The sequence below is a fragment of the Lysinibacillus sp. 38-6 genome, from assembly GCF_046245175.1.
GTDB lineage: Bacteria > Bacillota > Bacilli > Bacillales_A > Planococcaceae > Lysinibacillus.
Map to the genome: position 1 here is coordinate 876,969 of NZ_CP176417.1, position 13,725 is coordinate 890,693.

11 protein-coding genes are annotated in these 13,725 nt (G+C 38.2%); 10 read left to right on the top strand and 1 reads right to left on the bottom strand.

Going from position 1 to position 13,725, the window contains the following annotated elements; all coding sequences use genetic code 11:
• Positions 1-82: 82 nt before the first annotated feature.
• From ACKVEV_RS04575 to ACKVEV_RS04595, 5 genes are all read left to right on the top strand, one after another.
• A complete protein-coding gene (locus ACKVEV_RS04575; protein WP_409369227.1) occupies positions 83-511 on the top strand; it encodes a MarR family winged helix-turn-helix transcriptional regulator in 429 nt (142 codons plus the stop codon).
• Positions 512-523: 12 nt separating this feature from the next.
• Complete coding sequence (locus ACKVEV_RS04580; RefSeq protein WP_409369228.1) at positions 524-1,720, top strand: MFS transporter; 1,197 nt, start codon at positions 524-526, stop codon at positions 1,718-1,720.
• 166 nt (positions 1,721-1,886) lie between these two features.
• A complete protein-coding gene (efeO, locus tag ACKVEV_RS04585; protein WP_409369229.1) occupies positions 1,887-2,753 on the top strand; it encodes an iron uptake system protein EfeO in 867 nt (288 codons plus the stop codon).
• A 6-nt stretch (positions 2,754-2,759) separates the two neighbouring features.
• Complete coding sequence (efeB, locus tag ACKVEV_RS04590) at positions 2,760-4,019, top strand: iron uptake transporter deferrochelatase/peroxidase subunit (protein ID WP_409369230.1); 1,260 nt, start codon at positions 2,760-2,762, stop codon at positions 4,017-4,019.
• Positions 3,994-5,712 carry an FTR1 family protein gene (locus ACKVEV_RS04595; RefSeq protein WP_409369231.1) on the top strand — a complete coding sequence of 573 codons (1,719 nt, stop codon included), beginning with the start codon at positions 3,994-3,996 and terminating at the stop codon, positions 5,710-5,712. The genes efeB and ACKVEV_RS04595 overlap by 26 nt, the downstream gene beginning before the upstream one ends.
• Before the next feature lie 44 nt (positions 5,713-5,756).
• On the opposite strand, the gene ACKVEV_RS04600 is transcribed toward ACKVEV_RS04595, so the two are convergent.
• On the bottom strand, positions 5,757-6,605 hold the full coding sequence (locus tag ACKVEV_RS04600; RefSeq protein WP_409369232.1) for a pentapeptide repeat-containing protein: 849 nt from the start codon (positions 6,603-6,605) through the stop codon (positions 5,757-5,759).
• 261 nt (positions 6,606-6,866) lie between these two features.
• Here ACKVEV_RS04600 and ACKVEV_RS04605 point away from each other — a divergent pair, with 261 nt between their 5' ends.
• The 5 genes from ACKVEV_RS04605 (at position 6,867) to ACKVEV_RS04625 (ending at position 13,699) form a co-directional block, all read left to right on the top strand.
• Positions 6,867-8,459 carry a PucR family transcriptional regulator gene (locus ACKVEV_RS04605; RefSeq protein WP_409369233.1) on the top strand — a complete coding sequence of 531 codons (1,593 nt, stop codon included), beginning with the start codon at positions 6,867-6,869 and terminating at the stop codon, positions 8,457-8,459.
• A 132-nt stretch (positions 8,460-8,591) separates the two neighbouring features.
• Complete coding sequence (locus ACKVEV_RS04610) at positions 8,592-9,860, top strand: cytosine permease (protein ID WP_409370502.1); 1,269 nt, start codon at positions 8,592-8,594, stop codon at positions 9,858-9,860.
• Positions 9,857-10,960, top strand: a complete 1,104-nt coding sequence (locus ACKVEV_RS04615; protein WP_409369234.1) for a DUF917 domain-containing protein — start codon at positions 9,857-9,859, stop codon at positions 10,958-10,960. The genes ACKVEV_RS04610 and ACKVEV_RS04615 overlap by 4 nt, the downstream gene beginning before the upstream one ends.
• The gene (locus ACKVEV_RS04620; protein ID WP_409369235.1) at positions 10,953-12,503 is read left to right on the top strand and encodes a hydantoinase/oxoprolinase N-terminal domain-containing protein; all 1,551 of its coding nucleotides are present in this window, start codon (positions 10,953-10,955) and stop codon (positions 12,501-12,503) included. Before ACKVEV_RS04615 ends, ACKVEV_RS04620 begins: the two co-directional genes overlap by 8 nt.
• A 335-nt stretch (positions 12,504-12,838) precedes the next feature.
• A complete protein-coding gene (locus ACKVEV_RS04625; RefSeq protein ID WP_409369236.1) occupies positions 12,839-13,699 on the top strand; it encodes a patatin family protein in 861 nt (286 codons plus the stop codon).
• Positions 13,700-13,725 lie beyond the last annotated feature (26 nt).

Here is a 13,725-nt window from a genome sequence, read left to right on the forward strand (position 1 = left end):
AAACAACACAATTTATAACAAGCAACAATCTAGACAAATGGCGTAATTTGAGATATAGTTAGCTAGGCTAACTAATTAAGGAGTGATTTTTTTGACGATTGAACAGCAATTTTTTAATGAATTTCGCTTAATGTACCGTCCGTTTACGAATCAACTCAACAGGCAATTGGAACCATATCAGCTTTATAGTTCCCAGTGGGCTGTTTTACGCTTTTTAATTGATAAAGGTCCGCATTCATTAGTTGAAATTGCCAACTTTATGTCTATTGAAAAGCCGAGTGTAACGAGGCTTGTACAAAAGCTAGTAGATCTTCGTTATGTAGAGACCGTAGCAGGGAAAGATAAACGAGCTAAAGTTGTCCAATTAACGCCATATGGCGAAAAAATTGTGGACGAAATCCAAGAGCATATAAAACCATTATTAGAAAAAGCGTTAGCGGGTGTTTCGAAACAAGATATTGAAATTGCTTCTCGGGTTTTAGCAAACATAAGTAAAAACATTCATCAGTAGGAGAGGAAACAAGTGGAAGTATCTAGACAGAAATTATGGACAAAAGACTTTTTAATCGTATCACTTATTAATTTTACGATTACTTTAATTTTTTATTTATTAATGGTTACAATAGCAGGCTATGCGGTAGAAAATTTTCACGCTTCTACTAGTACAGCAGGGCTAGTATCAAGTATTTTTATTATCGGAACGCTATTTGGACGTCTTGGTACAGGACGTATAATTGGTGATTGGGGCAGTAAAAAAACATTATTTTGTGGCTTATTACTATTTATGTTATCGACAATGTCATATTTTATCGCTTTCAATTTACCATTACTCATTCTAAATCGTTTAATACAGGGCATTGGGCTTGGTATAGCGAGTACAGCAACAGGTACGATTATTGCACAAATCTTACCAGCAGAACGCCGCGGTGAAGGAATAGGTTATTACAGCTTAAGTGCCATTTTAGCAACTGCCATTGGACCTTTTATCGGCATCTTATTAACACAATTATTTGAAGACTATCGCATGATTTTTGCGGTCGATTCAGTATTAGCCATTATTTGCTTTCTGATGTATTTTATCGTGAAAGTTCCAGATGCACCGAAAAAAGCGAAAAATATGACGGACAAAGCGGGCTTCAAGCTCACTAACTTTATCGAGATGCGTGCTTTACCGATTGCCTTTGTAGCACTGGTAATTGGCTTTGCTTATTCAGGTGTTATGTCGTTTATGACGTTTTATGCAAAAGAGCTTCATTTAGTAACAGCAGGCAGTTATTTCTTTATCGTCTATGCTCTTGTCATTTTAGCTAGTCGACCATTTACGGGAAAATTACTTGATGCTAGAGGCGCTAATATTATTATTTATCCATGTCTTATATTATTTGCAATTGGTATGTATGCGTTTAGTTCCGCTACAAGCACTGGTGTATTTTTAATAGCTGGGGCTTTAATTGGTATTGGCTATGGCAATTTCAACTCAGTTGCACAAGCAATAGCTATTAAAGTTACACCAAATGAACGATTAGGACTGGCGACGTCAACCTATTTCATTTTATATGATTTAGGGCTAGGTGTTGGCCCTTATTTCTTAGGATTTTTTGTACCGGCGATGGGATATAGTGCCATCTTCTTAGCGATGGTTGCCGTTATTTTCCTTTCAATCGTCCTTTATTATTTCTTATATGGAAAAAATGAAAAGATGAAACAAGTCAATATTTAGTAGATTAGAATCATTATATTGTAGAAAAAACGTTATTTTGCTTGTTGTAAAGAAATTTCAACTGCAAAATGACGTTTTTTTCTTAATTTAAAAATACTTCTTGCAATCAAATATGATAATGATTATCATTCACGTTAGAGACTAATTCGGGAAGTAGGTATTTAGCATGAAAAACAAATCATTATTATCAGTATTAGTAGCAGGTGGCCTCCTGATGGCTGGCTGCGGAAATGCAGACGAAGGAAAAAAAGAGGACCAACCATCAACAGAGCAAACAGCACAAACGGCAGCGGTAGATTTAACTACTGAACTAGCAGCCTATCAACAATTTGCATTAGAGCAAATGGATCAATTTTTGCTAAGTACTGAAAAATTTGTCAATCTGTTTAAAGCGGGAGATATCGAAGGAGCAAAAGCAGCCTATGCGCCAGCACGTATGTATTTTGAGCGCTCAGAACCAATTGCTGAAAGCTTCGGCGACCTTGACCCACGTATCGATGGCCGTTTAGCCGATATCGAAGAAGAAGGGAAAGGCAAAGAGGAGTGGACTGGTTACCATAAGCTTGAACATGCACTGTGGGTAGAAAATACAACAGCCGGCTATGAAGCTGTGGCAGACCAGCTTCTAGCAGATGCGAAAGAATTACATGCGCTTGTTCAAACAGTCGAAGTAACGCCTGATTTAATGATTACAGGGGCGGTCGATTTATTAAATGAAGTATCCACTTCAAAAATAACAGGGGAAGAAGAAATATACTCCCATACTGACCTTTACGATTTCAAAGCCAATATTGAAGGTGCAGAAAAAATCTTCGCCATTCTTCGTTCAAAACTAGAAGCAAAAGATAAAGAGTTAGTAGCGACATTAGATGAAAAATTTAAAGCAGTAGATGATTTATTAGCACAACATGCAACAGCTGATGGGGGCTATATTTCGTACGAAGAATTAACAGCAGACAATACGAAGGCACTTGCAGCTGCGGTGAACCAGTTAGGTGAACCTTTAAGTCAAATGGGCATTATTTTGGAGTGATAACGAATGACAGCGTCAAATGAAGAAAAATGGATTAATAAAAAAATATCGCGACGTGAGATGTTAAAGCTTACGGGCATGGGCGTAGCAGGAATTGCGATTGGTGCTTCAGGCTTTGGTGGCGTCATGAAAGCGATGGGGTATGATGTGTTCGAAACTGTCGAGGATAGCACAACGGCAAAGAACAAAGTAAACTTTTACGGGAAACATCAGTCCGGCATTAGTACGCCTGTTCAAAAAAACATTTATTTTGCTTCTTTAACGGTGTTAGTAACATCGAAAGAGGAGTTACAAGCGTTGTTTAAAAAATGGACACCTCTTATGGTCCGTTTAATGAATGGTGAATTAATGGTCGATTTAACTACTAATACAAGAGTACCAACAGGCGATACAGGAGAAGCAGAAGGCTTAAATGCCTCCAATTTATCGATTACGGTAGGAGTCGGTCCTTCTTTATTCGATAAGCTTGGTATGGCCCATTTAAAACCTGCTGAATTAGCCGATTTACCGCATTTTCCAAAAGATCAGTTGCAAAAGGAATATACAGGCGGTGATCTTTGTATTCAAGCATGTGCGGATGATCCGCAAGTGGCGTTCCATGCTGTCCGTAATTTAGTGCGTGCAGCTTCTGGAAAAGTGGAGATTAAATGGTCTCAAGCGGGCTTTAACTCTTTCCCAGCAGAAGGTGGCACACCGCGTAATTTATTTGCCTTTAAAGATGGCACAGTCAATCCTTCTATTAAAGATGAACAAGACTTAAATAAAGTAGTATGGGTCGATAAAGGTTGGTTAAAGGGTGGCTCCTATTTAGTTGCTCGCAAAGTGCAAATGCATCTTGAAACTTGGGATCGTACGTCTTTAAAAGATCAGGAAGCAACGTTTGGTCGTCATCGTGATAGTGGCGCCCCTTTAGGAAAAACGAAGGAATTTGATGATTTCGATATAGAAGAAAAAGATAGCAAAGGCGAGTATATTATGCCTGATACATCACATGTCCATTTAGCACGTAAATCAGGTGCACGTATTTTGCGACGCTCGTATTCGTACGCATCAGGTGTTATGTCCAATACAGGGGCTCATGATGCAGGGCTTATCTTTATCTCATTCCAAAAAGATCCAGCGCAATTTATTACGGTTCAAAACAGTTTAGGGCGACTGGATAAAATGAATGAATATATTACCCATCGAGGCAGTGCGGTGTTCGCTTGCTTCCCTGGTGTACAAAAGGGGAGTTATTTAGGTGAAGCACTTTTTAATGCGCTGTAGTATCATCGTTTGCCTGTTTATTGCACTAGCTGTTCCAGTGCAGGCAGCACAATCTTATAGTCACTTATACATTTCCATTAGTGACGCGCTGATGAATACAAAGCAAGACAAGGATGCGGAAGCAAAACGTGCACTAGAACAATTTGCTACAGACTGGTCTGCTGTCTCATCCGAACAAACAGATGCTAAAAAAGAAGTCGATCAAATACTCGACAAAGCTGTAAATGCTTCGTCAAAGGAAGAGCGCTTAAAGGCATTGTCAGCACTATCCAATGCTTTACGTGCTTTAGAAAAGCTTGAAAACCCTATCGATGAAGGGGCACAGCGAGTAGAATTTGGACAAAAGTTTAAACCAATTATGAAAGCATTTGAAGATGCCTTAGCAAGCGGAGATGTAGCGGCAATTAACGATGCGTATAAAGATTTTAATGCCAAATGGAAAAAAATCGAACGTCCTGTGCGTGAACAAAGCATCGCGATGTACGGTCAAATCGAAACACAAATGGCATTTATCCGCATAACACTTGCATCAGAAGCGCCAGATGTAGCTTTAATGCAAACGCAATATGCAGAATTAAAGAAAACAATCGAAAATTTTGTAGCGGGTAAGGATACAGCTGAAGTTGTAGAGGGCGAATATTCTTTAGCTACATTAATTGCTAATATAGATGAGGCCAATGAATTCATTGATGAAGGCAATTACAAAGCAGCATCCGATAAAATTCGTGAGTTCATTACGATTTGGCCGAGCGTAGAAATTGAAATTTCTACGCGCAATGGCAGTCTTTATACAAAAATTGAAAGTGATATGCCGATTTTAGTCAGTGACTTATTAAAATCTCAAGTAGATGTTAAAAGTATTAAAAGTAAGCTTGAGCACTTTCGAACTGAAATTGAATTAATTCAAGGCAATTCAGATTATACGATTTGGGATTCGGCATTAATTTTACTGCGTGAGGGCTTAGAGGCATTACTTATTATTTTGGCATTAGTGTCCTTTTTAAATAAATCCGGGCAAAAAGCTTTACGTAAATGGATTTATGTAGGGGCGTTTGCTGGGATAGTATTATCAGCCGTAGCGGCGGTCGTTATGTCTACGATTTTCAATTCCGCAACAGTGGATGCAAACCGTGAAATGATGGAAGGTTATGTAGGGCTCGTTGCTGCGGCGATGATGATAGGCGTCGGCATTTGGCTGCATAGCAAATCAAGTGTCGCAAGTTGGAATCGTTATATTTCAAAACAGATGGGCAATGCAATTTCCAGTGGATCGGTCTTTGCGATGGCTTCTGTCAGCTTCTTATCGGTATTCCGTGAAGGCGCTGAAACACTTGTTTTCTATGCCGGAATTGCCCCGAAAATGGCAACGTCTCAATTTATCCTTGGTATCATTCTTGCACTTGCTATTCTTACGGTTATAGCGCTTGTACTATTTAAAGCAAGTGGCAAAATTGCTATTCATAAGCTTTTTGCTGTGGCAACGGTGTTAATTTATGTATTGGCCTTTAAAATTATCGGTGTTAGCTTGCATACATTACAACTGCGAGATAGTGTGTCGACGACCATTGTCGATGGTTTACCAGTCATAAGTTTTATAGGCTTTTATCCAACGCTCGAAACAATGATTGGGCAAGCTATTTTACTAGTGCTTGTGATTGCGACCGTTATTTATAAAAAGAAACAAGCAAAATAACGACAAGGGACAGATGGAAGTGTACAATTCTTCTAATCTGTCCTTTATTTTCGTATCCAATGCAGCGGCATCTTTAAATAATAAGGTAGCTTCGTCGCGCTATTTCCTAACGCTGAATTGATTTGCATTTGCGTTAGAAACATCGCAGTTGATAGATTGGCACCACGTATATTCGCATCTCGTAAATCCGCACCGATAAAATCTACCTCTCTTAAATCTGCATTTTCTAAATTTGCTGCAATTAAATAGGCACCTCTTAATTCGGTTGCACTTAAATCTTTGCCCTTTAAATTTTTGCCCATCCAATCGGCACCTCGATAACTAATCTTACGTCTATTGTTCAATACTTTTTTCTGGCGAATGTGTTCACTTGTCTTTACCAATAGGGCGTTAATAGGTAGTCGAATTTGAAGGATGTCAATCGCTAGCAGTGTGTTAGCGTCTAATTTAGTTAGGTGTTGTAATTTTTCTAACTGTTCCTGTAATTGATCGTACAAATGCTGTGAGATTTCATAGGACATTGCCTCCGCTACATAGGCAATCATTTCATATAACTGCTCCATCATCGGGAATACTTGAAACATTGTATCAGCTATTTCAGGGTTAGCACGCCAATCTTGTCCATGAAAAGTTGTTTGTGATACCCATTGGCCAGCTCCTAAACAATCATATACAGTACATCCATTAAAGCCTTTGTTTCTTAGCTCATGATGAATTTGACAGCTAAAGTTAGCTTGCAAATTGGGACATGGTGTGCCAGCTGGTTTATGAATAGCAAAATCGCTCGATGCGACAATATTTAGTGCGGTACAGCATAAGCCAAAACAATTTTGACAATCCGCTTGCATACTTATACGTACTTCTTTAGCAACGAGATTCGTATTTTCTGACATGGTATCCCCCTCATCCAATTCAAAGTGTATTTCTAATTTTAGCATGATATAACCTTTTTATGGATAATTTCTTGCTTATTATGTGGAAATTTCACAGATTACGAAGTAAGGGACAGACATTGTAACTATAAATTCATGAAAAATGTCTATTTTTGAAATATTATGTCGAATGTGATACCCTTTTTCATAAGGTATCTTCAGTTAAGATGCCAATATAGTTTAATAGTATACAAATTTTTAATGAAGTAGTGGTGAAGAAATATGGGGGTAACGGTAAATGATCTGCTGCAATTACCATCCTTTAGAGGAGCAAAAGTATTAACAGGTCGCAATAATGTTAGTCGAACGGTTTCCTCGTTATCTGTTTTAGAAGTTTCAGATGGAGATTTTTGTTCGAAAATTGTGCAAACAGTGCAAGAAGAGTGGTATGCGGAAGAACTCGTCATTAGCTCTTTTTACTCGATTCGAAATAGTGTTGAAAAACAATGTGAAACCATTCGATATTTACATGACCTAGGTGAATTAGGTTTAATTTTATATTATGTTGGTATTGTTTTACCAGACATCCCACAAGAAGTGCTACAACTTGCAGAAGAGCTAGATTTTCTAATTATTTGTATGCCTAAAAATGATTATTCTCTCAGGTATAATGAAATCATTTATGAAGTGATGGAAACCATTATCCGTCATCAAGCAGTCAATGACCATTTTGTAAAGGAAACATTAGAAAAGGTGTCACTGTTACCAGAGCATTTAAGAAGTGTAGAAATTACGCTAAAAATGTTAGCTGATCGACTGAAAGCAAATATTGTTTTAACCAATACCCATTTTGAGATTGTCAACCAAGTGATGTGGCCTCGCAACTCTTCATTAGATGTATCGAACATCATTTTGGAAGTTTCACGTAATTTACACAATCGAAATAAAGGTGAATTGGAGCTATTCCATAATGAGATTGCTTGTGTAATTGAATATAAAAGTGTCCAACAAAAAAATGGCGAGCTACTTTATTTGTTCCTTATTAAAGAAAATACGAGATTGCCTATGAGGACCATCGAAAAAATTAGTGAAGTCGTACAAGTGGCCATTAATCTTTGGGGAGACAAGCATGATGATGTAAGTGAGTATGCGTTAGTCAAAGCGATTATTAATGATGAAAGTGATAAAATGCGACGATTGGCGAATATCCTCCATATAGACGTTTCGGCTGTACAAATGATGTGGTTAGTGACCATTAATGATTTAACAAAAGAGAAATGTATTCGAGATGAATTGGATGAACAACTTTCAAAATATTACAAAACAAGAGTGATTCAATGCATTGATCATTGCATCATTGTGTTGTTAGGGAATTGTTTATATAAATATAATGAATTTGAAATAGCGAGTGAATTTATTCAGACGACAAATTTCGACACATCTATTGATGAACTTATTTATTCGCCAAAAATGAAAAATACAAAAGCTGTTCGACAAATGTATCAATTAGTAAATCAGGTTGGCCAAAAAGTTCATGCCATTTTACCATTGCGCAAATTGTATACGGCAGCAGAAATAAAATCAATGAAAAGGGCGATAGATTTAAGTAAACAAGGGGAAGAAATGATGGAAGAATCCTTGTCAGTCATTGAACCAATATTGGATGATAAAGAATTGTTGAAAACATTGATGGCCTTTTTATTAGATGCCAATGGAAATTTTGACGACTGTAGCAAGATTTTATTTATTCATAAAAATACAGTGAAATATCGCATTAAAAAAATTAGTGAATTAATCGGCAATGATGTGACAATCTACTCGGAGTTTTACGATGTCTATATGGCTTGCATGCTTTATCGCTTAATTAATGATTAGAAAAATCTGAAATTTTGTTCAAATTGACAAAATTTCAGATTCTTTTTTTTATTTATGAAAAAGACGAACCTTGATCGTGTCTTTTATAATTAGAATCATTCAAGAAACAAGGCAGTAAAAGGAGGGCGTATGATGAAAAACGAAGGCAACGAGCAGTCCTGGTATAGTTTAGGCATTATTTGGGCTGGCGCGATGATTTGTATACCAAGTTTACTAGTAGGAAACACACTTATTTCAAGTATGACTTTACCGATGGCACTTGCGGTAGCGTTAGTTGGCTATGGCATTGTCGTGATCATCATGGTTTTGCAAGGTATGCAAAGCAGTGATTTAGGAAAGCCAACCGTCCATATTGCAGGACAAGTATTTGGTAAGACAGGATCGCGCACAATTTTATCCATTATTTTAGCGATTGCCTGTTTAGGCTGGTTTGGTATTCAGGCCAATGTTTGTGGGGTAGCGTTAGCAAATTTATTAGCCCATTTTCAAGTCAATATACCAACACCATTCGCTTCGTTCCTGAGTGGGTTAGTAATGGTGATTTCAGCGATTTATGGCATGAAAGTGCTCCGTGTATTAAGTTATATTGCGGTGCCATTATTAGTCATCATTTGTGCAGTTGGTTTAGTCCAAACGTTAACAGGAGAACATCTACAATTTATTTTGGATTACAAACCGCAACAAACGATGAGCTTTATGGATGGCTTAGCTGTCACAATCGGTTCATTTGCTTTAGGAGCCGTAATAGCGGGTGACTATTCGCAATTTTCCAAAAAGCGTGGCGATGTAGTAAAAGCGGCTACGTTCGGCATTATTCCAGCTGGTATTTTAATGATTGGCGTTGGAGCTGTATTAACAATCGCTTATCAGACAAGTGATATTACGGCAGTCTTTTTAAATATTGCAACTCCATTTATTGGTGGGGTGGCGTTAATTTTAGCGACTTGGAAAACAAATTTGGTCAATGCGATCTCCGGTGGGATTGCCTTAATTAATGTGTTTAATGTGACCAAGGAAAAAGAAAAGCTGGCAATCGCCATTGCGGGGACTGTCGGCACAATACTAGCTGTTGTGGGCATTCTTAATTACTTTACACCGATTATGTCGGTGTTATCAGCAATGATTCCACCTGTTGCAGGGGTTATGATTGCATCTTATTGGTTGCTGCATAAAGGCGATAAAAATAGTTGGCATGAAGTAGATGGTGTGAATCGTTTAGGTGTCTTTTCATGGTTGGCTGGAGCAGTTATTGCCAGTGCACCTGTTATTTGTTCTTTATTCCCTGCATTACCGCAAATACCGAATCAGCCATTAATCGGCATTGTGATTTCATTTGTTATTTATTATGTAGGACATCGTTTAGCTGGACAAAAATCAATACTATTGGAGGAAAATAGATGAGATATTTAGATAAAGAAGCAATTGAAAATATTGCAATTGGCGCAGCATTTTTAGGCACTGGTGGAGGCGGAGATCCTTACATCGGCAAGCTGATGGCGCTATCTGCTATTGAAAAAAATGGACCGGTTAAATTGTATTCTGTTGAGGAAATCGCAGATGAGGACTTTTTTATTCCTGCTGCCATGATGGGAGCACCTTCTGTTTTAGTGGAGAAGTTTCCACGGGGGGATGAATTCGTAAAAGTTTTCCAAAAGCTTGCCCAGTATTTAGGGAAAGACAAAATTGCAGGTACGTACCCGATGGAAGCGGGTGGCGTGAACTCTATGATTCCGATTGTTGTCGCTGCACAATTAGGCTTACCATTGATTGATTGTGATGGTATGGGTCGTGCCTTTCCGGAATTGCAAATGGTGACATTCCATTTAGATGGGATTTCAGCAACGCCGATGGCCATTACTGATGAAAAAGGTAATATCGGTATTTTTGAAACAATTGATAATAAATGGACAGAACGTTTAGCGCGAACTGCGACAGTCGAAATGGGTGCAAGTGCTTTAGTGAGCTTATATCCTACGACCGGTGCACAAATGAAGCAAAGTGGTGTGCATCACATTATTACACTTTCTGAAAAAATCGGGGAAATTATTGCCTCTAAAAATAAAGAAGTGAAAGACAAGCTTCAAGAACTTTTAGACCTTGTGTCAGGCTTTGAATTATTCCAAGGTAAAATTGTCGATGTTATTCGAGAAACAAAAGGTGGCTTTAACCTCGGAAAAATGAACTTAGAAGGCATCGATGCCAATAAAGAAGAGCAAATGAAAGTTCATTTCCAAAATGAAAATCTTATTGCAGAAAAAAATGAACAAGTTATTGCCATGACACCTGATTTAATTTGTTTAGTAGATTATGAAACATTACTACCTGTCACTACAGAAAGTTTAAAATACGGTAAACGTGTGCGCGTCATCGGCTTGCCTGCTAATGAAAAATGGCGCACAGCAAAAGGTATCGAAACAGCAGGTCCAAAATATTTTGGCTATGACTATGATTATGAGCCAATTGAAGCAATCGTCAAAAAGGAGGTAGCAAAGCATGTTTAAGATTGGAATTGATGTAGGGGGCACCAATACAGATGCCATTCTATTAGATAATAATAATCAGTTGATTCATAGTGTGAAATCACCAACAAGCTTAGATATTAAAACAGGGATTGAAACATCTTTACGCAATTTATTGCAAGATTTAGCGATTGATAAATCACAAATTAGCCATGCGATGCTAGGGACAACACAATGTACCAATGCCATTGTTGAACGAAAAAAACTAGCGAAAGTCGGCGTCATTCGCCTTGGTTATCCTGCTACGGCATCAGTATTACCGTATACTGCTTGGCCGCAAGATATGGTTGAAAACCTTTCAGGCAATTATGCATTAGTGCATGGTGGCTACGAATATGATGGGCAAGTTTTAAGTCAGCTTGACGAAGATGAAATTCGTTCGTTATTAGAAGGCTGGCGACACAAGGTAGAATCGATTGCTATCGTTGGGGTCTTTTCGTCGATTAAAAATGATCAAGAATTGAAAGTGCGTGAGATGATTCAGCAAGTGTACGGTGATGATTTTCCCATTTCTTGTTCTTCATTAATTGGTTCTGTCGGCTTAATTGAACGTGAAAATGCAACCATTTTAAACGCAGCTCTTTGCAAAGTCATTGAAACGACAACACAAGGCTTTGTTCATGCATTGCAAGCTGAGGGAATACGTAATGTAGAAGTGTATTTATGTCAAAACGATGGTACGTTGATGTCGATTGATTATGCAAAACAATTCCCTATTTTAACAATTGCATGTGGACCGACAAACAGTATTCGTGGTGCTTCCTATTTATCACAAATTAAAAATACGATGGTATTGGATGTTGGTGGCACAACTTCTGATATTGGTGTTTTACAAGATGGTTTTCCACGTGAATCGTCTGTCGCTGTAGAAGTAGGGGATATCCGCACAAACTTTAGAATGCCCGATATTATTTCAGTTGGACTAGGTGGAGGTAGTATCGTTCGTGTTAACGATGGCAAGATTACAGTTGGTCCTGACAGTGTAGGTTATAAAATTAGCCAAGAAGCACTTGTTTTTGGTGGCAACACACTAACAGCAACCGATATTGCCGTTCGTTTAGGCCTTGCTGATGTAGGAGATCGCAGTTTAGTAGCCCATCTTGATGAAGCATTTGCTAAAGAAGTGCAAAAAGTTATGGCAGCTTTACTTGAGCAAGCTATTGATAAAATGAAAACTTCATCAGAAGATGTACAACTCGTGTTAGTTGGCGGTGGTGGTGTGATAGTACCGGAAACGTTACGAGGGGTAGCGAATATTATTAAAAATGAACATGGCAGTGTGGCCAATGCAATTGGTGCATCTATTGCGCAAATTAGTGGCCAATATGAACAAATATATATTTATGCAAAAGAACCACGTGAAGAATCGCTAAAAGATGCGCAACATAAAGCAGTGAAGCAAGCAGTATTAGCTGGTGCGCTTGCAGAAACAATCGAATTAGTAGAAGTGGAAGAAACACCACTTGCTTATCATCCAGAAAATGCTACAAGATTAAAAGTAAAAGTTGTTGGCAAAATGGCGTAAAGTAGGAAGTTCCTTTTTATAGGCTCTTCGCAGACTATAGACAAACTCGAAAAATAGGAGATTGTCTATAGTCTTTTTTTGTAGTCGTTGAATGCAGTATTCGCGGGTAAACCCGAGGAAATCGCGGGTAAAGTAGCTCAAATCGCGGGTAAAATCGATAGAATCGCGGGTAAAGTAGCCACTATCGCGGGTAAACCCGAGGAAATCGCTGATAAACTTAGTAGAACCTTTAGAATAAAAATGGCAAGGCCAAGAAATAACAATCGAAAATAAATAAGAAAGTCTCCTCTGATTGCGGTAAACTAAAAAGGAATACAAAGTGAAAGAGTGATCGCATGCTACAAGTAAATGTGGAGGATTCAAGTTTAATATTGGAAGGCGGAACTTTTCGTACATTGTTTACATCTGGTGTACTCGATGCTTTTCTAGAGCATGACATTATGATGCCCTATGTTGTAGGCATTTCGGCAGGTGCTATTAATGCCTGTTCCTATGTGTCACAGCAAAAGGAGCGTTCCTTACGTGTTTTAATGGATTATCGCCATGATAAACGTTATATGGGCTGGAAAAATTTCTTGAAAGAAAAAAGCTTATTTGGCTTAGATTTTGCCTATAATGTAATTCCGAATGAGCTAGATATTTTTGATTGGGCTACATATAAGCAATACAAAGGGCAATTACTTTTTGGTGTAACGAATGCGGCAACAGGGCAGGTGGAATATATGGATGCAAAAGACATGGATCGCCACTGTATGATGTTGCGTGCTACATGTGCCATTCCCATCCTATTCCCTGAAATTAAATTGAATAATACGCCTTATTACGATGGTGGTTTAGCTGAGCCCATTCCGATACTTCATAGTGTCGAACAAGGATTTAACAAGCATGTGCTTGTATTAACACGGCCAAAAGGCTATCGTAAACAATTGGATCGCCAAAGCAAGTGGGCGATGAAACTATTAGCAAAACGCTATCCTAATTTAGTGAAAAGTATGCAAAAGCGTGCAGAACACTATAATGCCTCGCTAGAGTATTGCGAAAAGCTAGAGGCACAGGGACAAGCATTTATTTTTCGCCCAACACAAGCATTAAATAGCTTTGAGAAAAATCCAGCACAAATGCGCAAAAATTATGATATGGGCTATGAGCAAGCATCGCAACAAATAGAAGCTTTAAAGCAATTTTTAAACAGATAGATTGCGGAATGTAGAAGGGCAGGGAA

Excerpts from the sequence above, each read along its gene's own strand:
- ACKVEV_RS04615 (WP_409369234.1), top strand. The coding sequence starts at position 9,857 with ATGAGATATTTAGATAAAGAAGCAATTGAAAATATTGCAATTGGCGCA.
- ACKVEV_RS04620 (WP_409369235.1), top strand. The coding sequence starts at position 10,953 with ATGTTTAAGATTGGAATTGATGTAGGGGGCACCAATACAGATGCCATT.
- ACKVEV_RS04625 (WP_409369236.1), top strand. The coding sequence starts at position 12,839 with ATGCTACAAGTAAATGTGGAGGATTCAAGTTTAATATTGGAAGGCGGA.
- efeO (WP_409369229.1), top strand. The coding sequence starts at position 1,887 with ATGAAAAACAAATCATTATTATCAGTATTAGTAGCAGGTGGCCTCCTG.
- efeB (WP_409369230.1), top strand. The coding sequence starts at position 2,760 with ATGACAGCGTCAAATGAAGAAAAATGGATTAATAAAAAAATATCGCGA.
- ACKVEV_RS04610 (WP_409370502.1), top strand. The coding sequence starts at position 8,592 with ATGAAAAACGAAGGCAACGAGCAGTCCTGGTATAGTTTAGGCATTATT.
- ACKVEV_RS04600 (WP_409369232.1), bottom strand. The coding sequence starts at position 6,605 with ATGTCAGAAAATACGAATCTCGTTGCTAAAGAAGTACGTATAAGTATG.
- ACKVEV_RS04605 (WP_409369233.1), top strand. The coding sequence starts at position 6,867 with ATGGGGGTAACGGTAAATGATCTGCTGCAATTACCATCCTTTAGAGGA.